The sequence below is a fragment of the Bacillus sp. AR2-1 genome, assembly GCF_008368755.1.
Taxonomy (GTDB): Bacteria; Bacillota; Bacilli; order Bacillales; family Bacillaceae_G; genus Bacillus_A; species Bacillus_A wiedmannii.
Map to the genome: position 1 here is coordinate 276949 of NZ_QORY01000006.1, position 26168 is coordinate 303116.

Annotated in this window: 26 protein-coding genes and 3 pseudogenes; 24 read left to right on the forward strand and 5 right to left on the reverse strand. The window is 31.9% G+C overall.

Translation table 11 applies throughout. The annotated features are described in order from the left end of the window. Positions 1–152 precede the first annotated feature (152 nt). The gene (locus DT250_RS06045; RefSeq protein ID WP_060487105.1) at positions 153–584 is read right to left on the reverse strand and encodes a GNAT family N-acetyltransferase; all 432 of its coding nucleotides are present in this window, start codon (positions 582–584) and stop codon (positions 153–155) included. Between the two features lie 829 nt (positions 585–1413). Between DT250_RS06045 and DT250_RS06050 the strand changes: the two genes are divergently transcribed. The 4 genes from DT250_RS06050 to DT250_RS06065 all read left to right on the forward strand — a co-directional run bounded on the left by DT250_RS06050 (position 1414) and on the right by DT250_RS06065 (position 4419). Continuing rightward, a complete protein-coding gene (locus DT250_RS06050) occupies positions 1414–2046 on the forward strand; it encodes a spore coat protein (RefSeq protein WP_149212783.1) in 633 nt (210 codons plus the stop codon). Positions 2047–2410: 364 nt separating this feature from the next. Beyond that, on the forward strand, positions 2411–2611 hold the full coding sequence (locus tag DT250_RS06055) for a hypothetical protein (RefSeq protein ID WP_060487103.1): 201 nt from the start codon (positions 2411–2413) through the stop codon (positions 2609–2611). A gap of 14 nt (positions 2612–2625) precedes the next feature. Further along, positions 2626–3078: a spore coat protein gene (locus DT250_RS06060; protein WP_088063739.1), complete on the forward strand. Its 453-nt coding sequence runs from the start codon at positions 2626–2628 to the stop codon at positions 3076–3078. Positions 3079–3558: 480 nt separating this feature from the next. Further along, positions 3559–4419 carry a DegV family protein gene (locus tag DT250_RS06065; RefSeq protein WP_088122376.1) on the forward strand — a complete coding sequence of 287 codons (861 nt, stop codon included), beginning with the start codon at positions 3559–3561 and terminating at the stop codon, positions 4417–4419. 34 nt (positions 4420–4453) lie between these two features. Here DT250_RS06065 and DT250_RS06070 read toward each other — a convergent pair whose 3' ends face one another. Then, complete coding sequence (locus DT250_RS06070) at positions 4454–4888, reverse strand: Lrp/AsnC family transcriptional regulator (RefSeq protein ID WP_098857879.1); 435 nt, start codon at positions 4886–4888, stop codon at positions 4454–4456. Between the two features lie 142 nt (positions 4889–5030). On the opposite strand from DT250_RS06070, the gene DT250_RS06075 reads away from it, so the two are divergent. The 8 genes and pseudogenes from DT250_RS06075 (at position 5031) to DT250_RS06110 (ending at position 13451) form a co-directional block, all read left to right on the forward strand. Further along, the gene (locus DT250_RS06075) at positions 5031–6299 is read left to right on the forward strand and encodes an APC family permease (protein WP_088063735.1); all 1269 of its coding nucleotides are present in this window, start codon (positions 5031–5033) and stop codon (positions 6297–6299) included. A 114-nt stretch (positions 6300–6413) separates the two neighbouring features. Then, positions 6414–8003: a M3 family metallopeptidase gene (locus DT250_RS06080; RefSeq protein WP_149212784.1), complete on the forward strand. Its 1590-nt coding sequence runs from the start codon at positions 6414–6416 to the stop codon at positions 8001–8003. Positions 8004–8015: 12 nt separating this feature from the next. After that, positions 8016–8717 (forward strand): annotated as a pseudogene (locus DT250_RS06085) (WecB/TagA/CpsF family glycosyltransferase). 15 nt (positions 8718–8732) lie between these two features. After that, a complete protein-coding gene (locus tag DT250_RS06090) occupies positions 8733–9731 on the forward strand; it encodes a phosphotransferase (protein WP_088063732.1) in 999 nt (332 codons plus the stop codon). Positions 9732–9751: 20 nt separating this feature from the next. Next, complete coding sequence (locus tag DT250_RS06095) at positions 9752–11131, forward strand: 5'-methylthioadenosine/adenosylhomocysteine nucleosidase (RefSeq protein ID WP_088063731.1); 1380 nt, start codon at positions 9752–9754, stop codon at positions 11129–11131. Between the two features lie 170 nt (positions 11132–11301). Beyond that, complete coding sequence (locus DT250_RS06100; protein ID WP_142291759.1) at positions 11302–12006, forward strand: alpha/beta hydrolase; 705 nt, start codon at positions 11302–11304, stop codon at positions 12004–12006. Positions 12007–12395: 389 nt separating this feature from the next. Beyond that, positions 12396–12854, forward strand: coding sequence for a GNAT family N-acetyltransferase (locus tag DT250_RS06105; RefSeq protein ID WP_088063729.1), 459 nt, complete (start codon positions 12396–12398; stop codon positions 12852–12854). A gap of 99 nt (positions 12855–12953) precedes the next feature. Further along, positions 12954–13451 (forward strand): DinB family protein, encoded by a 498-nt coding sequence (locus DT250_RS06110; RefSeq protein WP_088063728.1) that lies wholly within the window; start codon positions 12954–12956, stop codon positions 13449–13451. A 45-nt stretch (positions 13452–13496) separates the two neighbouring features. On the opposite strand, the gene DT250_RS06115 is transcribed toward DT250_RS06110, so the two are convergent. Beyond that, a complete protein-coding gene (locus DT250_RS06115) occupies positions 13497–13913 on the reverse strand; it encodes a hypothetical protein (RefSeq protein ID WP_046954155.1) in 417 nt (138 codons plus the stop codon). A 121-nt stretch (positions 13914–14034) separates the two neighbouring features. Here DT250_RS06115 and DT250_RS06120 point away from each other — a divergent pair, with 121 nt between their 5' ends. The 6 genes and pseudogenes from DT250_RS06120 to DT250_RS06145 all read left to right on the forward strand — a co-directional run bounded on the left by DT250_RS06120 (position 14035) and on the right by DT250_RS06145 (position 20181). Further along, positions 14035–14682, forward strand: a complete 648-nt coding sequence (locus tag DT250_RS06120) for a response regulator transcription factor (protein WP_046959692.1) — start codon at positions 14035–14037, stop codon at positions 14680–14682. Then, on the forward strand, positions 14675–16051 hold the full coding sequence (locus DT250_RS06125) for a sensor histidine kinase (protein WP_088063727.1): 1377 nt from the start codon (positions 14675–14677) through the stop codon (positions 16049–16051). Before DT250_RS06120 ends, DT250_RS06125 begins: the two co-directional genes overlap by 8 nt. 200 nt (positions 16052–16251) lie before the next feature. Beyond that, complete coding sequence (locus DT250_RS06130; protein WP_149212785.1) at positions 16252–18048, forward strand: Xaa-Pro dipeptidyl-peptidase; 1797 nt, start codon at positions 16252–16254, stop codon at positions 18046–18048. A 314-nt stretch (positions 18049–18362) separates the two neighbouring features. Then, positions 18363–19127 carry a class I SAM-dependent methyltransferase gene (locus DT250_RS06135; RefSeq protein ID WP_149212786.1) on the forward strand — a complete coding sequence of 255 codons (765 nt, stop codon included), beginning with the start codon at positions 18363–18365 and terminating at the stop codon, positions 19125–19127. 201 nt (positions 19128–19328) lie between these two features. After that, positions 19329–19578, forward strand: a pseudogene (locus DT250_RS06140) (hypothetical protein). Positions 19579–19950: 372 nt separating this feature from the next. Then, positions 19951–20181 carry a hypothetical protein gene (locus DT250_RS06145; RefSeq protein WP_000789031.1) on the forward strand — a complete coding sequence of 77 codons (231 nt, stop codon included), beginning with the start codon at positions 19951–19953 and terminating at the stop codon, positions 20179–20181. A 259-nt stretch (positions 20182–20440) separates the two neighbouring features. Here the strand turns inward: DT250_RS06145 and DT250_RS06150 are convergent, their stop codons facing one another. Then, complete coding sequence (locus DT250_RS06150; RefSeq protein ID WP_149212787.1) at positions 20441–20872, reverse strand: cytidine deaminase; 432 nt, start codon at positions 20870–20872, stop codon at positions 20441–20443. A 173-nt stretch (positions 20873–21045) separates the two neighbouring features. Between DT250_RS06150 and DT250_RS06155 the strand changes: the two are divergent. Next, positions 21046–21129 (forward strand): annotated as a pseudogene (locus DT250_RS06155) (ankyrin repeat domain-containing protein); the annotation flags it as partial. Continuing rightward, positions 21126–21722, forward strand: coding sequence for a DJ-1/PfpI family protein (locus tag DT250_RS06160; RefSeq protein WP_149212788.1), 597 nt, complete (start codon positions 21126–21128; stop codon positions 21720–21722). The pseudogene DT250_RS06155 and the gene DT250_RS06160, both read left to right, overlap by 4 nt. 20 nt (positions 21723–21742) lie before the next feature. Here the strand turns inward: DT250_RS06160 and DT250_RS06165 are convergent, their stop codons facing one another. Continuing rightward, the gene (locus DT250_RS06165) at positions 21743–22669 is read right to left on the reverse strand and encodes an aldo/keto reductase (RefSeq protein WP_048547451.1); all 927 of its coding nucleotides are present in this window, start codon (positions 22667–22669) and stop codon (positions 21743–21745) included. 287 nt (positions 22670–22956) lie between these two features. Here DT250_RS06165 and DT250_RS06170 point away from each other — a divergent pair, with 287 nt between their 5' ends. From DT250_RS06170 to DT250_RS06185, 4 genes are all read left to right on the forward strand, one after another. Next, positions 22957–23316: an FtsB family cell division protein gene (locus tag DT250_RS06170; protein ID WP_149212789.1), complete on the forward strand. Its 360-nt coding sequence runs from the start codon at positions 22957–22959 to the stop codon at positions 23314–23316. A 259-nt stretch (positions 23317–23575) separates the two neighbouring features. Next, the gene (locus tag DT250_RS06175; protein ID WP_000271317.1) at positions 23576–23902 is read left to right on the forward strand and encodes a DUF3870 domain-containing protein; all 327 of its coding nucleotides are present in this window, start codon (positions 23576–23578) and stop codon (positions 23900–23902) included. A 154-nt stretch (positions 23903–24056) separates the two neighbouring features. Further along, positions 24057–25118 (forward strand): dipeptide epimerase, encoded by a 1062-nt coding sequence (locus DT250_RS06180; RefSeq protein WP_142310462.1) that lies wholly within the window; start codon positions 24057–24059, stop codon positions 25116–25118. Positions 25119–25157: 39 nt separating this feature from the next. Next, positions 25158–26159, forward strand: coding sequence for a C40 family peptidase (locus tag DT250_RS06185; RefSeq protein ID WP_088063721.1), 1002 nt, complete (start codon positions 25158–25160; stop codon positions 26157–26159). The last annotated feature ends 9 nt before the right edge of the window (positions 26160–26168 follow it).

The window sequence follows — 26168 nt, forward strand, 5'->3', positions numbered from 1 at the left end:
TAATCTTTTATACAAAAGTAAGGTTAGTGGAAAAAGGAAACGTATGTAGTAATTGTATAACTTGTAGAAGCTGATGGTGACCAAATAAAGTACGGTTATTATTTGAGTGGTCTAGTAATTTATATTTTTGTATACGCTCTCTTTAGGCATACTTACAACTTAAATAATAAAACATGCTTATCATAATGATCTAAACACCAATTATATTTTTTTAGAATAATTGGATGAACTACTTCTTTCGTAGTATCAACCTCAGTATAGCCATATTTCTTATAAAAGTTTTGTAATTCCTCAAAAGGAAGACAGTATACATGTTGTACTTGTAATTTCTTCGCAGTTTCTACTAAAAATGAAACAAGTTCCCCAGCTAATTGTAGGCCTCTAAATTTAGTGAGAATAAAAATCCCGCCCATTTCTATCGTATCTTCATCTATTTGGACTAATCGGCCAACACCTGCATACTCGTTGTTGTAAGTAATAATTGCAACTTTATCCCTTTTTAAATCACTTCTTACAAAACCTATTGAGTCATATTGATTATTAATCCATTCTAAATCATTAGATGTGGCTAGTTGAATACTCATATACACCCTCCTTCAGAATACTAGCTCTATCTTCAGTATATAGAACGTAAGATGCTATATCAAAAAAAACTAGCTATAGCACATTTGTTTAAGTTATTAGTTGAAGGTGTGGGTTTGTTGGTATTGAAATGATAGCTTCACCAAACAGAGGATAATAACCTTGTGAATTTAGTGTTACATAGTCAAAATGAAAATTAGTTCATGCGTTCGGTAACGCATTATTGTTTAAGCGTATAGAGTTTATAGGGTTAGTAGCTACTGTATTAATTGAAACTATTAAGGGAAAGTGGTAATCATCAGTCTGAGTGATAAAAATCCTCCAGAAAAAGAAAAGGGATATAAATATAAGAGCACTTCGAAAAGTGCCCTTCAGTAACGACTACTCATTCTAAAAAGAAAGGATGCAATATATCATATGAAGTTAAGTGTATTTAATTATGGGCCTTTATATAAAAGTTTTATTTTGTTTTAAATAAATAGGCGGTTGTTTCCTCAACTACCTTTCAGTAAAACAAAGCACTTTTTCTGAAATAAATTATGGATGTTTCCTCAAAAAGGCTATAGGATATACTCATATTTTTATAACTAAAGTGACGAGCTTAGGTTATAAGAAAGGAAAAATTATATTGTATGAAATCTATTCTAGAATAGTCACAAACAAAGCTGTCTTCCTATTAGAAGGCAGCTTTTTGTTATTAGAAAAAAGAATTAGAAATAAAATAAAAATTCAAGTTACTTGTCCAAACAATATTTTTTAAAATACATAAAATGCTAGTAGTTAGCCAATATTGTCATATTGCTAATTTTTTAGACTACAAGGGGTGATTTTATGTGTGATTGTGAAGTTTGTAGAAGAAAGAAAAACCGAGATCCATTAAATCGGGAGTTTGAGCCGAAAAAACGAGTTTCTGAGCCAATAAAACAGGATTGCGAACCAAAAAAAGGGGATTTTGCACCAATAAAACAGGATTGTGAACCAAAAAAAGGGGATTTTGCACTAATAAAACAGGATTGCGAACCAAAAAAAGGGGACTCTGAATCAATAAAACAGGATTCCGAAATATTATATTCTTATTCATTTAGTAAAAATTCAAATTTTTTAGAAGAAGCTATACAAGCAGATGAAATCGAACAAGTTTCTGAGGAATATATTGAAATAGTTGATTCAGCAGATGTACAAGTTACTACTACAGATACAAAAGCTGCGCTATCTATTCAAGCGGCATTACAAGCAGCTATTGTGGTTGTAGTAAGTATTTCTATAGCAGATAGTGAAAAGGCAGATAAAATAACACAAGAATTATTTCAAAAATCATCTATTAAACAAATTAATAGACAAAAAACATTTATTAAAAATTCCAGAAACGTAACCGTAACAACTACTGATACAGATATTGCAGTGAATGTTCAAATTCTCCTTCAAATTTTATTAGCTTTATTAGTTAAACTAAACATTTTATAATGTTTCTAATCTGTTTATATTTAGCTATAAGGGTTCACTCTAAGTAAATATTTTTTGTTGTAATATGTGGTACAAGCTTGGAATTCTTATTATGACTGAATTAATATTCAATATTAATGGGAAAGTAAGTGTGGAAAACTGCAAAATAGTAAAATTTAAATACATTATTTAACAGTAAATGAAACTTATGTTTATGTGAAGGAAAGCTGTCTTCTTATTAGAAGCCAGCTTTTTGATTTTATTAGTAAAAATAAGTGGAAATAGAAGATTGAGTTACTTGTCCAAGCAATTTTTATTAAATTACATATAATGCTGGTAGTTATTTAAAAATTTTATAGAAAATTGATTGGAGTGAATATTGTAAATGGATGATTTAAACAAATTTTCTTCCTTTAAGTTTGATAAGGATCAAAAGAATATAATCATAGACCTTTTACTCTCAGATATTTTTAATAGGCATGGGATAAATGAAGAAAGGTTAAAAAATTTATCGCCAGAAAAAAAACAGCAAATTAAAAGTATTGTTTCTGAAATACAATCACAGGTTAATAATTATTTAGATTGAAAGGGGGTGAACTTATGGACAAAGCATGCCATACAGATGAAAATAAAAAGTGGAGTGCATTAGATTCTTCAAATCCTCATCCATCTTTTAAAAATGCCAATGTTTCAGAAGCAGCTGCACAAGAAAGCAAAACTTATCAAATTTCTGAAGAGTCTATTACAATTGTTGATTCAGCAGATGTAGAAGTTACTACTACAGATACAAAAGCTGCGTTATCTATTCAAGCAGCATTACAAGCAGCTATCGTGGTTATAATAAGTATTTCTATAGCAGATAGTGAAAAAGCTGACCGTGTAGCACAAGAATTGTTTCAAAAATCATCTGTTAAACAAGTTAATAAACAAGAAACTGTCATTAGAAATTCTAGAAATGTTACAGTTACGACTACGGATACAGACATAGCAGTAAATGTTCAAATTCTTCTCCAAATTTTATTAGCTTTACTAGTAAAATTAAATATTCTATAAAATATTTGACCTGTTTTTTAAATATGGTGCTTCTTAGGGATAAGTATTCACTTTTTTAATTATAGTACAGGCTAAAATATTAATCATAATTGGACTAATATTTAACATTGCATGAATAATAAGGTTAACAAACAATGTGATGGAAAATAAAGTTTGGTTATTTTTTTAAAAATTAAAAAGCCGTTTCCTTTATTGGATTTGGCTTTTTAATTTTAAACAGTATAAATTTGAAAAGACCACATTAAATTAAGTAATTTAAATATAATAATGAAAAATCCCTAAAATTATTCGTGGTATAGAAAAAATAACAATAAACAATTGGTTAAATTGGAATGATTTTTATTAACAGTTCAACATTTGAAGAATAGTGCATACAATATAAAGTCTTTTCCTTTCTTCATTTAAGTTTTACGTATATAATTTAAAAGTACTATTTTTATTTTATATTTTTTATATTTATAACAGAATAGAGGTTTAAAAATGGGTGTTAAAATCATTACGGATAGTGCGGCGGATTTACCGGTAGAATTGCTGCAAGCATATGATATTGATTTAATTCCACTCCGTGTTTATGATGAAGCAGAAACAGAGTATTTAGATGGAGTTACATTAGAGTCAGTTACATTATTGCAAAACATGAGAGAAGGCGCTGTTTATAGAACGTCATTGCCTTCACTTGAAACTTTCCAAGAAAAATTTGTTTCTTATGCAAAAGAAGGTAATCCTTGTATATATTTAGCTTTTTCATCTGAACTGTCTGGTACATATCAATCGTCAGTTGTTATTAAAGAAGAAGTGAAAGAAACATATGCTGATTTAGATTTAGAAATTATTGATACGAAATGTGCTTCGCTTGGTCAAGGGCTTGTCGTATTAGAAGCTGCTAAAATGGCGAAAGACGGCGCATCAAAAGAAGATATTTTAAAACGTGTTGATTTTCTAATGAACCATATAGAACATATCTTCACAGTAGCTGACTTGCAGTACTTAGTGAGAGGTGGGCGTTTAAGTAAAGTAGCTGGTTTTATCGGTGGTTTACTAAACATTAAACCGATCTTAAACGTGCAAGAAGGAAAACTTGTACCACTTGAAAAGGTAAGAGGGAAAAAGAAAGTACTAAGCCGAATTGTAGATATTATGGAAGAGCGTGGAAAAGACCTTAAAGGTCAAACAATCGCTATGACTCATGGTGATGACATAGAAACAGCTGAAGCTTTAAAAGCATTAATTACAGAGAGATTTGGCTGTGAAGTATTTATCGTAAATACAATTGGAGCTGCAATCGGAGCGCATACAGGACCTGGTGCGTTAACATTGTTCTTCTTAAATGAAGTAGAGTAAAGGATTGATCTTTTGATCAATCCTTTTTTTCTTATTAATCAGTAATAATCGGTCGATATGGTATCGGTGAAGATAAAATCATCGAAGTTTTTACTGTACCAAATGGTATAACGATATCAATTAATTCCTCTAATTCCTTCATAGAGTGAACCGCTACTTTTAAGTAATAGCTACTTTCACCTGTTACTCGATGACATTCGAGTATTCTATATTCTTCGTAGATTTTCTCCTCAAATTTTTTACAAGGAATCTTTAGACTTTCAATTCTTAAAAATGCTTGAATTGATTTTCCAACTGCATCTAATGATATCCGTGCGGTATATTTTTCAATTATTCCAATATCTTGTAATCTCTTTAGTCTCTCGGTAACACTAGGGCGGCTGAGGTGTAAGTGTTCGGTCATTTCTGTAATTGTCATTCTGGCATCTTCTTGTAGTAATAACGTAATTTTCTTGTCAATTTCATCCATGAATTATGCTCCTTTACAAAATTGAAAGTAAATTTCTGAAATAAATACATAATATAAAATCTCATGTTAAATTACATGCACTTTTGTATATTGAATAGATTGATAACTTTCTATAATTAAAATATAAATGGAGGTGCATGTAATGTCTAATCATTTTGATGAAACAATTTCTATTAAAAAGGGAACAGCCTTATATGTCGGAGCGGTTTTAGGATCAGGAATTCTTATATTACCTGGTATGACAGCGAGTGTTGCAGAAGGGAATGCGATTGTTTCTTGGCTTATTATGATATTACTTAGTATTCCACTTGCATTCACATTCGCTTTTTTATCGATTGAGTACCCAAGTGCAGGTGGAATTGCCACGTTTGCAGAAAAAGCTTTCGGTAAAAATATAGGTGCTATTATAGGATGGTGTTTTTTTATTGCAGGTAGCGTTGGGCAAATTGTTGTCTCAATGACTGGTGGAATGTATATCGTGAAAGTGTTTGCTTTATCACCGTATTTCTCTTACGTAATAGCGTTTATTATTTTAAGTATTTCAATAGTTTTCAATTTATATGGATTAAAAATGAGTGGATTGTTTCAAGTATGTATTGGTTTATTAACTTTCTTTATTTTGCTAATAACAATTATTAGTTCACTACCTTATATTGAAATAAAAAATATAAATGTACATATTTCTATGCAAGAAATAAATCCGATTTTAGAGGCATCATTATTAATTTTTTGGTCGTTTTTTGGGTGGGAAGCTATTGCAAGTTTAGCTCCTGAATTTAAATCACCTAGAAAAAGAAATATTATTTTATCTACGGGATTTGCAATTGTTATTATTGGAGTTTTATATATAGGTATTGCATTATCAGTAATTGGAACGAAATCCTATCATATAAATGCTGATAATACTACAGCTCTTGTGCTTGTAATGAAGCAAGCATTAGGCGACCAATTTGCATGGATAATTGGATTTGTAGCTTTTATCATTTGTTTAGGGACGACAAATGCATTTATCGCAAGTATCGGGCGCTTAGGTTATTCACTAGGAAAAGAAGAAGTTGCACCGTGTTATTTAGCGCAGATTAATAAAAAAAGAGAAACACCAACAAATGCAGTAAAAGTTGTAAGTTTTATTGCAATAATAGGTTTGTTAATAAGTTTCGTTTTCCATATTAGCATAGATAAAATTGTTTTAATACCGAATTCGTTGGGGATTGTTACATACATAGTCGGTACTGCAGCTGGAATGAAATTAATAAAGAATAGGTTAGGTAAAATTTTTTCTATAGTAGCTTTTACATGTTGTGTGGTTGTTTATCCTTTTATTGGAGGAGTAATACTGATTCCAGTAGCTGTATCGTTTATCTGTTTATGCTATGTACGTTGCAGTAGCAGAAGAAAAGAATATAAATAAGAATGCGTTTGTAGAAATCTAAATATTTAAAGATATTAAATTTTTTACATTTCGTTTATAATTGTGAGGGTAAATATCTGTAACTATTTGTAAAAATAGGAGGCGGCTATAAAAATGCATGAAATTACTAGGTGGGATTTAGATCGATTGTATCCAATTGAGGATATTGTAACTCCAATATTGAGGTTGAAAGAACAATATTATGCGACAAAAGATGTAGAGATTCTTTCAAAACTTATACAATCTATTGAAAAAGCAGAATACTATTTGTATTGCCGATCTGCTGAAGAAAGTATTTCATCTGACCTTACTATATCGACTATGACAGTAAAAGATTTGAAAAAAGAAGTACAGCAAGTAATACAGAAAAGTGAAATGGAAACTTCCAATAATATTAATACTAATTTAATAAAAGATGAACTTGGTGCATGGGAAAATATGTACATACAATTAAGAAATAAGATAGAAATAGAGCACAATAATAAGCAAATATCATTTGGACAAGCAAATAATATTGCAATGAATAGTGATAATGAAAAGGAAAGAGTAGAAGTATTCGAGTTATTAACAAATGCCTTACATAAGGAAAAAGAAATTTTTGCTACTGTATTAAATCAAATAGGGAGATTACGTAATACAAAGAGTAATGAATTAGAAGATAGAGAGATTTTAACGCAATCTCTACATGCTAATGGTATTACTGAAACTGTATTATTACAAATGTGGAATGCGACAGAAGAAAATCTTGATACATTAGTAAGTGTTTTAAACGTGTATAAGAAGGGGGAAGCTTCGATTACATGGCATGAACTTATGACCGTAAAGGAAAATAATGAGATTCATATCCCTTTTTCAGTAGCAGTTCAAAACATATACGATGCGTTTGAAAATATAGATAAAGAATTAGCAGAATTTGCACGGAATGCAATAGAGAGTGGATGGGTGGATGCGGAACCGAGAGATAATAAACCACTTGGTGGATTTTGTGCTCCTTTTTTCAGTGAAAAAGAATCACGAATCTCTATGCGTTATGACGGAAGTATCGATAGTGTAAGAGTACTTGCGCACGAACTAGGACATGCTTGGCATTTTTATAATATGAGTTTTGAGCAATCTACTTCTTTTTTAGATGATTATTTGCCAATGAGTGCGGCTGAATCGGCGTCTATTTGCTTTGAAACGGTACTCTTAAACTATCTAATTCAAACAACAGATAGTATAGATATGAAAAAGTCATTGCTTAGTTGGAAAATAAGAAACTGTTTTAATTATGTAATGGCAATTCGAGCATCATTTGAATTTGAGAAGAATTTTTATGAAAAGTGTAAAGAAGGTCCATTAAGTGCTGATGAAATCGAGAAATTATCTATTATATCGCAAGAAAAAGCATATGGGCATGCGTTATCAGAATATCAGCCGTTTGTTTGGATGAAATACATTCAATTTTATATTGCAGATGTTCCTTTTTATAATTATCCATACACATTTGGGTATTTAGCTAGTTTTAGTTTATTAGAGATGGCTCAAGAAAGTAAAAGTACTTTTCATCCGAAATATAAGGAGTTTTTACGAGAAACAGGAAAAGCTCCAGTGGAAGAACTTATGAAAAAACATTTTGAAATCGATATAACAAGCTATGTATTCTGGTATAAAGCTTTTAGACAAATTTCGAAAGATGTTGATGAATATTTGAGGCTTATGTAAGGAGAGAGTATAGTGGATCACCAACTTATAAAGGGAATACCTTTTTCAACTTTAGAATATGAAAAAGCTATAAGTTTATTAAAAGGTTGGCTACATGAACAACAAGAGAAACCAAGGTTTGTAGTAACTGCAAATCCTGAAATTGTTATGTCTGCAGATTTAATAACAGCGGATGGGATTGGCGTCATAATAGGCTCGAAAATATTAAAAGGAACTTTGAAAGAACGTGTTACTGGGGCAGATATCACTCACGATTTAATAAAATATTGTAATGACAATGAATATCGTGTCTTTCTTTTTGGAGCTGCGCCAGAAAGTAATAAAAAGGCACTAAAAAAATTAAATGAGCAGTTCCCAGGAGCACAGTTTAAAGGACAGCATGGATTTGTAAATGGCGAAGAAATAGAAGAAGTAAAAATGAAAATTAAGCAATTCAAGCCGCACTTACTACTAGTAGGACTAGGTTCACCAAAACAAGAAGAATTCATCTATGAAAACATACAAACATTAAACGTGCCGCTATCTATTGGTATAGGAGGCATGATTGATATAATATCTGGTACTGTAAAAAGAGCACCAAAAATTATGAGGGATACAGGAACTGAATAGCTGTATAGGTTACTTTCGCAGCCGAAACGGTTAAAGAGACAACTCGTACTTCCGAAATTTTTAATTTCAGTTATGGTAGAGAGGATGAAAGGAACACCAAGTTAAGAAAGGATAAACAAGATGATAGAGCCGTTATCTAATGAAAAAGCTAAAGAAATTTTTCGAGAGCTGAAAGTAGAATGTGAATATTTATTTGAATTTAAAATTCAAAAAGCAATACCTATTCATCGTGGTTGGCTAAATTTGAAGTGGAAACTCGAAACGGATGCAGGATCTTTTGTATTAAAGCAATATAATAAAGAACGGTACAAAATGTATAACCCAGAACTTTTAATACAAGCATTACATCACCAGCAAAGACTACATAATAATGGTGTATGTTGCCCGAAGCTTCTAACTTATAAAAATAATGTAATGCATACATCAAAAAATAATGAAAGATTTATAGTTTTAGAACATAAAGAAGGTAATCTAATTTCACCAGGAAAAGTGAATGAAAAGGAAATCTACTCTCTTGGTAAGACAATAGGTCAAATGCATAATTTGTTAAATGATGGCTCTTTAATAGAAGGAGAAAACCCTAAATTTGTTCCGCCTACTAAAGAGGAAAGGTTGAAACATTGGGAAGATAAAAGGAAAGAAGCAGAACAGTTAGGAAAAGAACATATTCTCTCCCATATAAAATTGCAGCAAGAAGCAACACAATTAGTAAATATAGATCAATTTTATAGTAGTAAAAAAGGATGGGTGCACCGTGATCTATGGGTAGATAATTTCTTATTCCATAATGATGAAGTCTCAGCAATTCTAGATTTTGATCGTATGGATTATGATTATGTAGAGTTGGATATTGGGCGTGCGGTTATATCTTGTGCCTTACATGATGGAGTATTAAATAAGAGTCTTGTTGCATCATTTTTAGCCGGATACCGTAATAAATTAGACTTTCCAATAGGGAGTATTGTTCGGGCAATTCAAATGCTTTGGTATATGGAGAGTACATGGTGGATTCATACTAATATGGATCAGAATAGTGTACCACCTTCACGTTTTGCAGATGAAATGAATTGGATAGCTGAAAATTATAGTGCATTACATAATATATTGGCAGACTTATAAGAAAAAAGGAGATAACATTCATGAACAGAATCGGCATTATCGGAGCAATGCAAATCGAAATAGACTTACTTTTAGAAAAACTAGCTATACAAGAAGAACAGACGATTGCGGGAATGCCTTTTTACATTGGCGAATTCATGGGAACAAAAGTAATTATTACACGTTCTGGTGTAGGGAAAGTAAATGCAGCCGCATGTACGCAAACATTAATTCATAAATTTCATGTAGATGCTATCATCAATACAGGTGTTGCTGGAGGGTTACACCGAGATGTAAAAGTTGGTGATATCGTTATTTCAACGAATGTTACCCACCATGATGTAAGTAAAACTCAAATGAAAAACTTATTCCCGTTCCAAGAAGAATTTGTCGCAAGTATGGAATTAGTTGAGTTAGCACGTACAGCATGCAATAGTAGTAGTTTACATATGGAGGTTCATGAAGGAAGAATCGTCAGTGGTGAATGTTTTGTTGAAGATTCAAAACTAAAAGCGAGATTAATAGACGAATATGCGCCGCATTGTACTGAAATGGAAGGTGCAGCAATTGGCCATGTTGCTTACATAAATGAAGTACCATTTCTCGTTATAAGATGTATTTCTGACAGTGCAGATGATGAAGCGCAAATTTCTTATGACGACTTCGCGAAAACTGCCGCAAATTATTGTTCAGAAATTATCGTTGAGATGCTGAAAAATATATCGAGTAAAACTTATAGTTCAAAAGGGGAGAATGACATGTTACAAGCATTAATTTTTGATATGGACGGAACGTTATTTCAAACTGATAAAATTTTAGAATTATCGTTAGATGATACTTTTGATTACTTAAGATCACTACAATTATGGGATACGGTAACACCTATTGAAAAATACCGTGAAATTATGGGTGTGCCTTTGCCGAAAGTCTGGGAAGCTTTATTACCGAATCATTCTATTGAAGTAAGAGAACAAACAGATGCATATTTTTTAGAAAGATTAATTGAAAACATTAAGAGCGGAAAAGGTGCTTTATACCCGAACGTAAAAGAAGTTTTTACATACATAAAAGAAAATAATTGTTCAATATATATTGCTAGTAATGGTTTAACTAAATATTTACGAGCAATCGTATCTTATTATGATTTAGACCAATGGGTTACTGAAACATTTAGTATTGAGCAAATAAACTCACTTAATAAAAGCGACTTAGTAAAAAGTATTTTAAACAAATATGATATAAAAGAAGCAGCTGTAGTTGGGGACCGGTTATCTGATATACGTGCAGCGAAAGATAATGGCTTGATTGCGATTGGATGCAACTTTGATTTTGCACAAGAAGATGAACTTGCGCAGGCGGATTTAGTAATAGATGATTTACTTGAGTTGAAGGGAATATTGCCTACTGTGCAGAGATTATAAATTCATTTAAAAAATCATATAATATTTTAAAAATCCTTCTTCCACGAATGGAGTAGAATTCATTTGTGATAAATTAGTAATAGTTTGATTTTTAAAAAAACTGAGTAGAGGATTATAAAGTGTGTGCAGTTTTTTGCCAATTCCTATATATCTTATTCCACGGAGGAAATATGCTTAAAGATAATTTTAACATTAGTAATATTCCCGCGGTTTTGTGGGGAGATAAAAGTGAAAAAGTTTTTATTGCAGTACATGGAAATAGGTCAAATAAGGAAGATACAGTTATTCAAATATTAGCTGAAGAAGCTAATCAAAAAGGTTATCAAGTATTAAGCTTTGATTTACCTGAGCATGGAGACAGAAAAAATGATAATACTCCTTGCAAAGTACAGTTTTGTGTTAGTGAATTATCGATAATTATGAATTACGCAAAAGAACATTGGAAAAAAGTAAGCGTGTTTGCATGTAGTATAGGAGCTTATTTTAGCCTTTTAGCTTATCAAAATGATGTGATAGAAAAGGCATTATTTTTATCACCAGTAGTTAATATGGAACGAATTATCGAAAATATGATGAAATGGTTTAATGTAACACCAGAGCTTTTGCAAAAAGAAATGACTATAGAGACACCGATTGGTCAAAAGTTATATTGGGATTATTTATGTTATGTAAAAGAACATCCTATTAATACATGGAATACAGATACATATATTATGTACGGATCCAAGGATGAACTGTGCGAATTTGAAACTATTAACTATTTTACAAAAAAACATCGTTGTAAATTAGAAGTCATGGAGACAGGTGAACATTATTTTCATACTGAAGAACAGTTCAAGATATTTGAACAGTGGTTACACAAACGTATCGATTAACAAATTATAATTTATCTTGAACCTGTTAGAGAAGAATAGTGAATATATAAACTAATATTATATTTGAAAGATATTATAAATGTAAAAGTATTCACTTAAACAAACAATTGCCTTAGCTCAATAAGAATTAAACAACTTTATTAATGATTTTTGAGTACAAATATCTTTATATGTATAGAAATTAAACAACTTTAAAGAGCTTTACCACACACTAGAGTGTAGCAAGGCTCTTATATTTTCATAATAAAATAAAACAACTATATTATCGATTTACATCTGAAGTGAAGAATACGCACACTACGAATTAAATAAAAGAACAACCATAAAAATGCTCAGAATAAATAATTCTTGAGCATTTTTACGTATTTTTATATTAAGGGGGAATTTACTTGAAAGATATACATATTCAACAAATTGAAGATTTAATGAAATACGAGCACGATTATCTTGTTCAAGAAAGCAAAGAAGAAGGATTTAATTTCTTAATAAAACTAATAAGTGAATATGAAAATAAAATAAACATATTTAATAAAACTGGAGAATGTTTATATGGTATTTTTCAAGGGGAAAAGTTAATTGGAATAGGAGGGTTAAATGAGGACCCATATACAGAAAACAATAGGATTGGTAGGATAAGGAGATTTTATATTGCAAAAGAATACCGAAGGAAAGGATTAGGGAGGTTACTGTTAGTGCGAATTTTAGGCGAAGCGAAAAAATATTTTAATATTGTTGTCTTACATACAGATACAGAACAGGGTGACAAATTTTATACTTCGAGTGGATTTTTGAAAGGGATAAAATTTGTGGGAGCAAGCCATTATTTGAACTTACATAAAAGGATGTAGTGAATTAATATTTATCTCTCTAATAGAACTTTTGTTCGTTTTTGTATAGATTGATGGTATAATTTATTAGAATCTATTATTAGAATGGGGAATTAGATAATGGGAGAGAATAAAATTATTAATGATTTTAATGAATATTCAATTTGGTTAAATACATTGAAAGGTATGAAAGAGGAATTGTGGGTGGCTCCAATATCAGAGGGGAAATGGACTATTAGCGAGATCATATCACATATTATGAACTGGGATGACTATCTTTTATGTGAGACATTATTATCAGTGAGAAATGGACAGGGAATGGAGTTCCCTGATTTTGATACATATAATAAACTAGCATCTAATTATGCTAAATCAGGTATATCTAAGGTGAAACTTCTTGAAGAAGCAAAAGCTAAAAGAGAATTACTCGTAAAAGAACTTAGATTACTGCCTGATGAAAATCTAAAGACACCTTTAACAGCCAATGGGGTATCACATTGTCCTCATACTGGAACGCCGTATTCTCTTATATATATTATTAAAGAATTTATAGATCATGATAATCATCATAAAAGACAGGTTATTCATTTTTTAAATGAAAATGTAGTTGCTAACTGATAAATAAAAGATCCCGCAAATGATATTTGTGGGATCTTTCTTACATTATAATTTAACATTCATTTGTTTCAATAATCCCTTCGGATCACCTTTCACATAATAAAAATGCGGATTGTTTTCATCATCGTAAAGCATAATATAAGGTTTTTGATTAAGCGGGAGGAGAATAAGTACTTCATCAATTGTTGTATGTAACCATTGATTTGTAATAGAAATTGGTTTAGATAATGGGATTTTTATCATGTGACCATCTTTTGGAACGACGTTTAAGTTTTTGAACGGGCCAGTAATGGATTTAGCGTATTGAACAGCTTCTTTTTGAATAGCTGGATCTAAAGATTGTTTTTGAACGACCATTTCTTTTTGACAATCAAACACTTCAATTTGTTGATTTGTATTTGCGAACACATTTGTTGATAATAAGAAACAAAGAAGAGTAATAACCCCGATTTTTTTAATCATAATACAACACCTCGTTTTTACTATACCCTTAAAACGTTCAAATATTTTTCTGTCACATTGATGTAACAAAGAAGTTGTATAATACAATTGGTTTTTGTTTAATAGCAATGGAGGATAATGTATGAGAGTATTAATAGCAGATGATGAACAAGATATGTTAAGGATTTTAAAGGCTTATTTCGAGAAAGAAGGCTTCGAAGTTTTATTAGCAAAAGATGGAGAAGAAGCACTTCAAATATTTTATGATGAAAAAGTTGATTTAGCTGTTTTAGATTGGATGATGCCGAAACATAGTGGTATTACTGTCTGTCAGGAAATAAAAAAGAATTCAAGCGTAAAAGTGTTAATGCTTACAGCGAAAAGTGAAAGTGAAGATGAATTAGCAGCACTTCAAAGTGGTGCAGATGAATATGTAAAAAAACCATTTCATCCAGGCGTATTAATAACTAGAGCGAAAAAACTTATACAGCATGATGATGTCATTCAAGTTCAAGATTTGAAAATAGATTTCACTAAAAATAAAGTTTATAAAAATGACAAAGAGTTAGATATTACAAAAACAGAGTTAGAATTGATAAAGTGTTTTTTAAATCATAAAGGCATGATTTTAACTCGAAAAAAATTGTTAGATATCGTATGGGGATTTGACTATTTCGGAGAAGAGCGAACTGTTGATACACATGTAAGAAGATTACGTAAAAAAGTAGGAGAAAATATTATAAAGACGCATCGTGGTTTAGGATATAGTTTGGAGGAGCAGAGTGAATAAACTTGGAAAAAAGCTATTTCTCAGCATTTCTATAACTGTTATTCTTATTTTTACAATCTCTTTATTATTAATTAACTATCTTTTACCGAAATATAATATTTACAAAACGCGAGAAAGTTTAGAAGGTATTACAGCACAAATACAGTCCATACCGAGCAAACAACTGGATGAAGCAATTACTAGCATTGAAAATAAAGGAAATGTTACGATTGCGTATACATCAATTAACAATTCGGAAGATCGAATTAATGATGAGTTACGTATGCAACTTACAAGGAAAAGGGTTGCCCTTAATAAACTTTGGATTACAAAAGAAGAAGTAATGAAAGTAAAGAACTTCGGGCAAGCGAATAAAATATATGATCAAGAAAAGATTAAATCTAGTTTTTTTGTGAAATACATTGCGAAAGACGATATGTTAATTTTAGTAGGAGTTTCGATCGCACATTCTAATGAAATAATAAAAGTGTTAAATTCATTTTATTTTTACATTTTTGGCATTACGATTTTTCTCATTATCGTACTTGTATGGATACTTTCAACGACAATCACCAGACCATTGAAAGAATTAAGTAATGTTGCAGAAGATATTTCAAATTTGAAATTTGAACGAGCGAAAGTGAAAACAAATGATGAAATAGGGGACTTAGCTAATAGTATTAATATCATGAGTGAAAAACTAAATGAAGCGCATGAAGATTTAACAGATCGAAATGAACATTTAAAACGATTTATGGGTGATGTGACGCATGAATTAAAGACTCCAATCGCATTAGTGAAAGCATATTCTATGGGAATAAAAGATGGTTTAGATGATGGTACATACATAGATACAATCATTAAACAAACTGATCACATTTCAAACCTAATTGAAGAGTTATTACGATTTTCTAAACTAGAAAGAGATGTTTTAGAAAAAGAAGAATTCGATATTAAATCACTAGTCCAAAGTATATTAGATAAGCATAAGATTGAACTGGAATCGAAAGAAATCAATTTGCAAGTGAACTATAATGTTAGCGATGCAGTTGTTAATGCTGATGTAAATAAAATGAAAATGGTCTTTCAAAATTTAATATCTAATGCGATAAAATATACAGCAAATCAAAATATAAAAATTACTTTAGAAGATAGAAATGAAAATATATATTTTCAAATTCAAAATGGTATGAATGCTGAACAAATGAAAGATATCGATAAAATTTGGGAACCTTTTTACGTCTTAGAATCTTCTCGTAGTAAAGACCATTCTGGTACAGGACTAGGTTTAGCGATAGTGCAAAGTATTTTAGAAAGACATGGTTTTGATTATGGAGTCTCTACAATAGAGCGAGATATAAGATTTTATATTAATATGAAGAATGACTAATTCGAAACTATAAAAAGCATCGTCTATTATTAGGCGATGTTTTTTTTGATTATATGAGAGTAGTAAATCAGAATGTATAACCTCGAAAGCTCGTTTGAAGAGTGTTCTACAAATTTTTCAAGTTGTTGCATGAAATATAAACTGAATTTTCTGTTATTTTGTTGTATAGTAAAAGTAGACATATATGGGGAGGAAAAAGTATGGGGAAAAAGAAAATAGCAATTACATTATCAACAATCTTATCTTTATCAGTCACATCAGGAGTTTCTAGTATGACTGCTTATGCAGACAATAAAGAAACAAACTACATAAATGAGAATGACGTGAAGTTAAATGTGAAAGTTTCAGAAGGAGTACAATCAAATACGAAGATCGAATTAGAAAATGGGATGACAAAACCGATTTACTCGCTTGATGAAGCAATTATCGAAAATCTATTTGTAGAGACGGAAGTTGATAGTGATCGAGATGGAAAAAAGGATCGTGTATCAGTAAAAGTTATGCGTCCAAAAACTAATTCAAATGTGAAAGTTCCCGTTATTTATGAAATGAGTCCATATCGATCTGGCTTAAAAGATGTTCCTGTATATAATGTAGATGAAGAATTGTATGCGTATGAAGGGAAACCGTATGGAGCTGTTAATCTTGGTTCATATGGAAATTATTATGTGCCAAGAGGCTATGCAGTCATTTTAGGTGAAAGTATAGGAACTGGAAAATCAGACGGATGTCCAACTACTGGGGATGAGCAAGAAATATTAGGGACGAAATCTGTCATTGATTGGGTAAATGGGCGTGCGAAAGCATATACAGAAAATGGTGAGGAAGTTAAGGCTGATTGGTCAACAGGAAATGTAGGTATGACAGGCGTTTCTTATAATGGTACGTTACCAAATGCAGTTGCGACGACTGGCGTGGAAGGGTTAAAAACAATTATTCCAATCGCAGCGATTAGTAGTTGGTATGATTATTATCGTGCAAACGGTGCAGTCATTGCGCCTGGTGGATACCAAGGAGAAGATACAGATAACATGGCAGAAGCAGTTCTAACAAGAGAAAATCCTGAAGTTTGCGGACAAGTAATAAAAGAGCTAACAGCTGGACAGGACCGGAAAACTGGTAATTATAATGATTTTTGGGATAAACGTAATTATGTAAAAGATGCTAAAAATGTAAAAGCAAGTGTATTTGTTGTTCATGGTTTAAATGATTGGAATGTAAAGACGAAGCAGTTTGCGCAGTGGTGGGAAGCACTTGGAGAAAATGATGTCCCTCGTAAAATGTGGTTACATCAAGGTGGACACGGTGGAACATCAACAAATGATTGGCAAAGAACACAAAATAAATGGTTCGATTACTGGTTGTATGGAATTGAAAATGGGATTATGAATGAACCGATGGTGGATGTACAACGTGAAAATAAAACTTGGGATAAAATAAAAAATTGGCCGGATCCAGCAGCCGTACCGTCAAAAGTTCGTATGTATTTAAGTAACAAAGCAGTTAATTTGCCATTAAGTATGGGCTCTACAAATAAAGTTTTCTCATTCGTGGATGATGCAAAAATGAAATCAAATCAATTAATAGAAAACCCAGAATTAGAAGTAGCCAATCGATTAGTGTATACAATGCCTGTACTTCAAAAAGATACGCGTATAAGCGGTACACCAAAGATTTCAATTACAGGAAATATTGATCGATCTGTATCAAATTTAACTGCTTTACTTGTTGATTATGGTGGAGCAAAGCCGGAAATTGTAACGAGAGGCTGGATGGATCCACAAAACTTAAAGAGTATAGAAAATTCAACAGCGATTCAACCGGGCAAAGATTATACATTCACATGGGATATGCAGCCTGATGATTATGTATTTAAAGCGGGGCATCAAATAGGGGTCATTTTAATCGCTAGTGACTATGATTATACGATTAGACCGAAAGCGGGCACGAAGCTTACAGTAAAATTAAGTGAAGTAACATTGCCGATTGTGAAATAAATAGTTATGAATAAAGAGCTTACTGCATAGTAAGCTCTTTAAACTTTGAAATGGGGAGTTTAAAATGAGTGTATTAAAAGTGATAAGAAGAAAAATAAATCCAATTAATGAATTCATCATATCCTCCTTTCAATATAATTCTGAATTTTCATATGTTTATTTTGAATGGAATATTATACAATATAATTATATTGTATGGAAAGCGAGTGATATATTATGACAGTCAGCTCTTTCGAATTTTTATTAAAAATAAAGGTACAGGAAGATTAATTGAATGAAAATCTTCCGTACGTATAAAACGGAGGAGAAAATAAATGTTTAGTTTTTATAGTACACTTTGCACGGAACTTTATGATTTCACTAAGCCTGTCGGTTATTCTTTAAATGGTGATATTGAGTATTACGAAGAACGTTTAAAAAATTGTAGGGGAAGAATTCTCGAAGTAGCGGTAGGATCAGGGCGTGTCATTATCCCGCTTCTTGAAGCTGGTTTTACAGTAGATGGGATAGATTATTCACCTGAAATGCTAGAATCGTGCCGCGTGCGATGTAAAGAGAGAAACTTACATCCTAATTTATATGAAGGAAGCTTACAACAATTTTCACTGCCACATAAATACGAGGCAATTATCATTCCAACTGGATCTTTTTGTTTAATTGAAAATCGTACAGATTCTATAAACGCATTGAAATGTTTTTATGAACATCTTAATCCAGGCGGGCGATTAATCGTAGATATTATGCTTCCGCATGACTGGAAAACAGGAGAGATTCATACATCGACTTTTTCTTTGCCGAGTGGAGACGGAATTACATTAGAAAATAAATCAATTGAAATAGATTGGCTGAACCAAGTTACTCTATCATATTTAAAATATGAAAAATGGAGTAAAGGGCAGTTAGTACAAACAGAACTACAACGCTTTGCGATACGCTGGTATGGAATAGAAGAGTTTAAACTTCTGCTAGAAAGTATAGGTTTCTCTAACATTACTTACTCCGCTGACTATGTTTATGAAAAAGAACCGTCAAATGCAAGTCAAATGTTTACTTTTGAAGCTGTGCGAAACGAAAAATAAAGAACTATGTATGAAAATAAGGCAATCGATATAATATCGGCTGCCTTATTTCAATTGTATATTACTTACATGGTATTACGTTCCGGTTGTCCAAGCATTCTTCTACTAACTACATATACTACTTATATTAAAGGCAGTTACTATTTCAAATAGAAATGTTATTTTTCTATAAATGATATTTTAGAGAAGTAGGGGATAAATTTGGAAAACGTAGAACAAGACAGAATTGAAAATCAAGTGTATTCCAATCGTGTAGTAAGATCAGAATTTGATGCGAATTGGGAAACATGTATATCAAAAAGTGGCTATGTAATTTATGTAGCAACAAGTAATAGTACTTCTTGCAGATGGTTCAAGTAAACTATTAATTTTTGAAAAAGGCGGTAAAGTAGTAGTAGGCGGTGGTGGTACAAGTCATTACAGTAAGCCGCATATTGCAAGAAATATTTAAGGTAGTACATGTATTTGAGAAGAAGCTGGAAAACGGTTATTCATTCATGTTTAGAGTATGATAGACTAACCGTTTTTATTTGTTTATATTATTTTAGAAGAACTCGATTGATTACAAATACATCGGTATGACCAGCAAAAATTAGGAGGAAATTGTACGGATAAGAATTCGAAATATAATGTAAGTTTGGAAGAAACATATAAGCAATTTTAAAAAGTATTTCCTATTTCGGGAAATGCTTTTTCTATGTTATAGTATAATAGTGTTTCGAAACGATGTTATTTTAATATACTTCAAATCTTGTTGTGTATTATTTTTATATTAAATTAGTTGTGCAAGTATTTTTTTATATAAGGAGTAACAATTAGAGAAATGAAAAATATAGACTTTATACTAGAAAGTGATGAGGCATTAAAACCGTCGGAACGATTAGTACTATTATTATTAGAGAAGCATAGAATGTTATATACGAACGATTTATTAGCGTTATCTAATTTATCATATAAAACATTAACAGATTCATTAACAGCGCTTGTTTTAAAATCATATGTGTTAAAGGAAACAGGTAAGGGAAGAAGACAGAATTGTTATAGATTAGTATGATAAGACTGCTTATTTTAGAGAATTTATATTGATATTTTTCGAATGTAAGGAGAAATAGAATTTTAATTTTCAAATAAAAAACGAACCGCAATACGTACTTGAATATTTGAATTTCATTTTTGTTAATGATAATTTTATAATTATCGAAAATAGAAAAATAAAATAAACTGCATAAAAAAGAAATAAAAAACAATCCGTTTTTAAAATGGATTGTTTTTTATTGGAATAATATTATTTGATGAATGGAAAACAGGAATGATTATTCTACTTCACTTGTGTACTTTTCAGGTAATAATTCTATTACGTTACATTTTACAAGTTCACCATTATAAGAAAGTATAACGTTCGTATTTTTTCCGTAATCACTTATTAATTCTCGACACATACCACATGGAGCAACAACCCAACATTTTTCTATATCTTCATGAGGGTGTGGGTGAGCAACTGCGACAATGGTATCAAATTCATGATCACCTTCTGAAATAGATTTTCCGATCGCCATAGCTTCACCGCATACTGTTATTCTTCCAACATTCGCTTCAACATGCACTGCTGCATAAATATTACCTGCTTTAGTTCTTACAGCTGAACCGATATGATGACGACCGTATTTATAGTTTTTTTCGATTACTTTTTCAGCAGCTTTAATTAAATCATAGTCTTCACTATTTAAAGGCATTACTTGTAACATAATCTCTCCTCCATATTAAACATGATTAGTGTTATTTTAACGAAAAAATTTAATATTTAAAATAACAGATAATTATTGGAGAGATAATATTATTATGTAAACTGTAGTTTTAACAGGAAAATATCATAATCAATAGAACATATAGAAGAAGGGGAAACTTAAATATTTTGAAAGATGGGGGAACAGCATATTATATTGCATTAGAAAAAGAACATGATCACCTTTTACATCATTTAAAACAGGAAGTGAACGTATGATAAATAAATGGAGTGTGGGCATATTTTTATTTAACGAGGTAGAAGTGTTAGACTTTGCTGGGCCATTTGAAGTTTTTTCTGTAACCGAAGCGGATGAAGAAAAACCATTTACTGTGTATACAGTTAGCCAAAATGGAGAAATGATTACAGCAAGAAACGGATTAAAGGTAAAACCGGATTATAGTATTGAAGATTTCCCACCAGTTGATATTTTAATCATTTCTGGTGGTAAAGGCGTTCGGGAAAATGAAGTGAAAAATGATATTATAATAAATTGGGTTTGTCAGCAAATGAAAGAAGTAAAGCTAATGACATCAGTTTGTACGGGAGCGCTATTACTTGCGAAAGCCGGTTTACTAGAAGGCTTAAAAGCAACAACGCATTGGGCTAGTATTCAAACTTTCAAAAAAGATTATCCGAATGTAGAAGTAATGGAGAATGTGAAATTTGTAGATGAAGGACACATTATTACATCTGCAGGTATTTCAGCTGGTATTAACATGTCATTTCATATTGTAAAAAATTTGTTAGGTGTGGAGATTGCTGAGGAAACAGCTAAAAGTATGGAATATGATATTGATTTACAAAATTAAAAAGCCCAGGCCGGGCTTTTTTATATTGATTGAATATAGCTAATCTCCTCATCACTCAAAATAGGGCGAACAGACGCATTTGCATTTTCTTGTGCTTGTTTTTCTGTTTTTGCACCTGGGATTACAACACTCACTGCTGGATGAGTGAGTATATAGCGAAGTGCAAGTTGCCCTAAGGTCTGATTTTTATTTGAGAGCAACCGAAGTTTCTCTACCTTTTGTAAGTCTTCTTGAAACCAATTTTCATTTGGCCAATCTTTGCGTAAATCTCCATTTGGAAAAGTTGTTTTATTTGTGAATTTTCCAGTTAAAATACCCATTTTTAACGGCCCACGAATAACAGCTCCTAGATTTTTTTCTTGTAAGAATGGCAAAATATCATTTTCTGGTTTTCGATTCAATATATTGTAATCAAGTTGTACGATGTCAATTTCATTGTTTTTATTGAAATGACGAATGTATTGTAAATCATGTGTCGAAACACCGACTGCTCTTACTTTTCCATCACGTTTTAATACTTCAAATGCACGTAAAAATGCTTCTGTTTCTCTACGGTTATGCCACCAAATATGACAAAAATAAAGATCAATGTAATCTGTTTGAAGACGTTGTAAACTTGTTTCAAATACGGCGATGATTTTTTCGGGAGTATCATATACAGGTTCTCCATTCGGATCGTAGTGATGTCCGATTAAACCGCCTTTCGTTGATAGGATAATATCATTACGATATCCTTTAATTGCGGTAGACACTAACTTTTCACTATGTCCTAAACCATACACATCTGCAGTATCAATAAAATTCACACCACACTCAATTGCTTTTTTTATAGCGGTTATAGATTGTTTATCGTTAACAGGTCCCCATTCATCACCACCGATTGCCCATGCCCCAAAACCTATTTCAGAGACAGTTATTCCAGTTTTACCTAATGTACGGTAATGCATATTTTTCCTCCTTGTAAGCATGTTATAACATCGATATGTAGGGAAGGTATTTTGTGTGTAAAAAAACTCTTCTACAATAATAGAAAAAGAATAACAGAAACTACTATTTTATGGCAGCATACATAAAAAAATTCAAAGTAAATATGGAAATGTCGTCGAATGCTATCTTTAATTGGTTGATTTGTAAGATATTTTTGTGAAGGAGCTTATTTTATAAGAATAGAATTATAGTTAGTAAGGGATTATGCCGAGGGTAGTGAAAATATATGTGTTAGGGGGATTTCATAATGAGGAAACTCAAGCGAATAAATGTTCCTAATATAGAAGAGCAACTATCACAGCCTAATGAGAAGCGAGCAATTAATAAGAAAAAACTAAGACGATTTATATTCATGTTTATATTTATTGCGGCGGCTACTTTGTACCTTCAATTTATTTTAACGAAACAACAAGAAATAATAGTAGAAAAAAAAGATACAATAACGAATCAAAAAAAACAATTGGTCTCTTTAAAGAAAGACCAGGATTCTTTAAAGACTAACATAGAAAATTTAACAGACGATGAGGAAGAAATTTTGAAGTTTGCGAGAAAAGAATATCAATTTTCAAAGTCAAATGAAACTATATTTGTGTTGCCGAAGAAGTAGTGTAATAGAACAGTTAGCGATTGCTAGCTGTTTTTTTATGTATGAATGGCATGGTACAAGTAACAATCACATATTGTAAAAATGAAGAGTTTGAGCTGTTTTTATACTTATGGAATATACACTGAAATAAATGTTGTTAAAATTCTGTCAATTGTATTATAATACAAGGTAAGCGGATACATTTCTTAATCAACGTTGAGTTTATCACTCATACGACTATTAAGAAAACCGTTATCCCGTATTAGAAAGGAAGATAGCTGTGTACGCTTCAAATACAATTTATATCGTAGGGGATGCGAAAGCACCTCAAAATAATCCTATTACCGAAAAGTTCAAAAGTTATTTTGTAGCGTTTGTACTTGTTAAGGAGACAGGGGAAATTGTAGATGCAGATTGCTCAGCGACAATTGCATTAACATCTCAATTCGTTAAATATTTGTTTCTACATAAAAATATTAATGATCCACTATTGGTAACAGAAATAAAAAATAGATACTTTGGTTCGTCTCAAAAAGCACTACTTGTAGCATTAAAAGATGCGCAGAAAAAATATAATCAAATTGCTGCTTTGTCTACCCATTCCTAGACAAAATCCAGCCATAAGAATCTTCTTATGGCTGGATTTTTTTTATTTCACATTAACCTCCTATATGAAAAGTAAGCGAAAGAGGAGATTAATTGTCCGTAAAAAACTAATTTATTTTGTGGATTAAGGTTCCACTTTGTCAGACAACGAAAGGATGAACAATATGAAAATTACGGATGTAAAAGTAAAGCGTAGACGTGTAAATCTTCATACACCGTTTAAAACGGCGCTTCGTACCGTAACTGAAATAGAAAGTATAGATGTATATATTCATACAGACGAAGGAGTTATTGGCAAGGGGGCTGCAGCCGCAACACCAGTTATTACGGGTGATTTCGCTAACGGGATTGAAGAAGCAATTTTAGGACCGATGCGTTCCTGTTTAATTGGTCAAGATATCATTCAATTTCAGCAGTTACTGCAGCACATTCAAATGAGTTGTATTGGAAACCCAAGTGCGAAAGCCGCGGTAGATATTGCTTTATATGATGTGTATTGTCAACACCAAAACGTTCCACTTTACGCATTATTAGGCGGGAAGAAAGAAATTCATACAGATATTACGGTGAGTGTAGATGAGCCTTTTATTATGGCGAAAGAGGCAAAGCAACATGTAGAAAAAGGATTTCAAACTTTAAAAATTAAAGTGGGAAAATCTGCTCATTTAGATTTAGAACGTATTGAAGCAATTCGAAATAGTGTACCAAAAATTACGACGTTACGATTAGATGCAAATCAAGGGTGGAATCCAAAAGAAGCGGTTACGATCATTAAAGAGATGGAAAATCGCAATTTAAACATCGAATTTATTGAACAACCTGTTCATGCGAAAGATTGGGATGGGTTAAAGTATGTCAAAGATCATGTACAAACGCCCATTATGGCAGATGAAAGCATATTTTCAGCGAGTGATGCATTGAAAATTGTTCAAGGAGGATATGCAGACTTAATTAATATTAAATTAATGAAATGTGGCGGCATACGTGAAGCGTGGCGTATTGCCGATATTGCCGAAACAGCTGGTGTAAAATGTATGGTCGGAAGTATGATGGAATCTTCACTTTCTGTTAGCGCTGTAGCCCATTTAGCTGCTGCACATCCTAATATTCATTACTTCGATCTGGATGCACCGCTTTGGTTAATGGAAGAACCGGAAGGAATGACTTATTCTGGATCAAAGGTAAACCTTCAAACGACAGTGAATAGTAAATCTTAGGAGAAGAGACTAGTAAACTATCTTTTAAGGGGGATATTTATGAAAAAAGTAGGAACTGCATTTTTAACAACTTTATTTATATTTTCATCGTTTACATCAGCAAATGCTGAAGAGAAGAAAGATAGTAAAGCGTTTATCGATGTATCTGCCGCAACACTTTGGACTGCGCCTGATTCATTACGGCCAATTGATGCACCGAGCGCTACAAACCCAGTTGATTTGTGGAAGTGGACGAAATCAATGACGCTTGATGAGAAACTTTGGTTAACAAATGCAAATAAATTAGAAACGCAAGCGTTATTAGGTCAAGAAGTAACGGTTGTTGATAAAAAAGGGGACTGGGTTAAAGTGTTAGTCCATGGTCAGCCAACACCTCGAAATGAAGAGGGCTACCCAGGGTGGATGCCCGAAAAACAGTTAACATATAATCAAGAATTTGCTGATAAAACAAATGAACCTTTCGTATTAGTAACAAAACCGACAGCCATTTTATATATAAATCCTTCTGAACAACATAAATCACTTGAAGTGAGCTATAATACGCGACTGCCACTACTTAGTGAAGATACGATTTCGTACCGCGTGTTGTTACCAAACGGACAGAAAGCTTGGCTACGAAAAAATGATGGGACAGTTTACCGTTCGCAAAATGATATTCCAACTCCGACAGCTGATGATTTAATAAACACTGGAAAAATGTTTTTAGGATTACCGTATATATGGGCAGGTACAAGTGGCTTTGGATTTGATTGCTCTGGATTTACACATACAATTTATAAATCGCACGGTATTACAATTCCGCGGGATTCAGGTCCGCAATCGAGAAATGGAGTTGCAGTTGATAAAGAAAATTTACAAAAAGGAGATTTAATCTTCTTTGCACATGATCAAGGAAAAGGTAGTGTTCATCATGTTGCTATGTATATTGGTGATGGAAATATGATTCACTCACCGAGAGCTGAAAGGTCAGTAGAGATTATACCGCTAAATACACCAGGATATATAGAAGAATACGCTGGTGCTCGTCGTTACTTACCTTAAAAAATAGAG

Coding starts and splice junctions, on each gene's coding strand:
- DT250_RS06045 (WP_060487105.1), bottom strand. CDS start 584: ATGAGTATTCAACTAGCCACATCTAATGATTTAGAATGGATTAATAAT.
- DT250_RS06050 (WP_149212783.1), top strand. CDS start 1,414: ATGTGTGATTGTGAAGTTTGTAGAAGAAAGAAAAACCGAGATCCATTA.
- DT250_RS06055 (WP_060487103.1), top strand. CDS start 2,411: ATGGATGATTTAAACAAATTTTCTTCCTTTAAGTTTGATAAGGATCAA.
- DT250_RS06060 (WP_088063739.1), top strand. CDS start 2,626: ATGGACAAAGCATGCCATACAGATGAAAATAAAAAGTGGAGTGCATTA.
- DT250_RS06065 (WP_088122376.1), top strand. CDS start 3,559: ATGGGTGTTAAAATCATTACGGATAGTGCGGCGGATTTACCGGTAGAA.
- DT250_RS06070 (WP_098857879.1), bottom strand. CDS start 4,888: ATGGATGAAATTGACAAGAAAATTACGTTATTACTACAAGAAGATGCC.
- DT250_RS06075 (WP_088063735.1), top strand. CDS start 5,031: ATGTCTAATCATTTTGATGAAACAATTTCTATTAAAAAGGGAACAGCC.
- DT250_RS06080 (WP_149212784.1), top strand. CDS start 6,414: ATGCATGAAATTACTAGGTGGGATTTAGATCGATTGTATCCAATTGAG.
- DT250_RS06090 (WP_088063732.1), top strand. CDS start 8,733: ATGATAGAGCCGTTATCTAATGAAAAAGCTAAAGAAATTTTTCGAGAG.
- DT250_RS06095 (WP_088063731.1), top strand. CDS start 9,752: ATGAACAGAATCGGCATTATCGGAGCAATGCAAATCGAAATAGACTTA.
- DT250_RS06100 (WP_142291759.1), top strand. CDS start 11,302: ATGCTTAAAGATAATTTTAACATTAGTAATATTCCCGCGGTTTTGTGG.
- DT250_RS06110 (WP_088063728.1), top strand. CDS start 12,954: ATGGGAGAGAATAAAATTATTAATGATTTTAATGAATATTCAATTTGG.
- DT250_RS06115 (WP_046954155.1), bottom strand. CDS start 13,913: ATGATTAAAAAAATCGGGGTTATTACTCTTCTTTGTTTCTTATTATCA.
- DT250_RS06120 (WP_046959692.1), top strand. CDS start 14,035: ATGAGAGTATTAATAGCAGATGATGAACAAGATATGTTAAGGATTTTA.
- DT250_RS06130 (WP_149212785.1), top strand. CDS start 16,252: ATGGGGAAAAAGAAAATAGCAATTACATTATCAACAATCTTATCTTTA.
- DT250_RS06135 (WP_149212786.1), top strand. CDS start 18,363: ATGTTTAGTTTTTATAGTACACTTTGCACGGAACTTTATGATTTCACT.
- DT250_RS06145 (WP_000789031.1), top strand. CDS start 19,951: ATGAAAAATATAGACTTTATACTAGAAAGTGATGAGGCATTAAAACCG.
- DT250_RS06150 (WP_149212787.1), bottom strand. CDS start 20,872: ATGTTACAAGTAATGCCTTTAAATAGTGAAGACTATGATTTAATTAAA.
- DT250_RS06160 (WP_149212788.1), top strand. CDS start 21,126: ATGATAAATAAATGGAGTGTGGGCATATTTTTATTTAACGAGGTAGAA.
- DT250_RS06165 (WP_048547451.1), bottom strand. CDS start 22,669: ATGCATTACCGTACATTAGGTAAAACTGGAATAACTGTCTCTGAAATA.
- DT250_RS06170 (WP_149212789.1), top strand. CDS start 22,957: ATGAGGAAACTCAAGCGAATAAATGTTCCTAATATAGAAGAGCAACTA.
- DT250_RS06180 (WP_142310462.1), top strand. CDS start 24,057: ATGAACAATATGAAAATTACGGATGTAAAAGTAAAGCGTAGACGTGTA.
- DT250_RS06185 (WP_088063721.1), top strand. CDS start 25,158: ATGAAAAAAGTAGGAACTGCATTTTTAACAACTTTATTTATATTTTCA.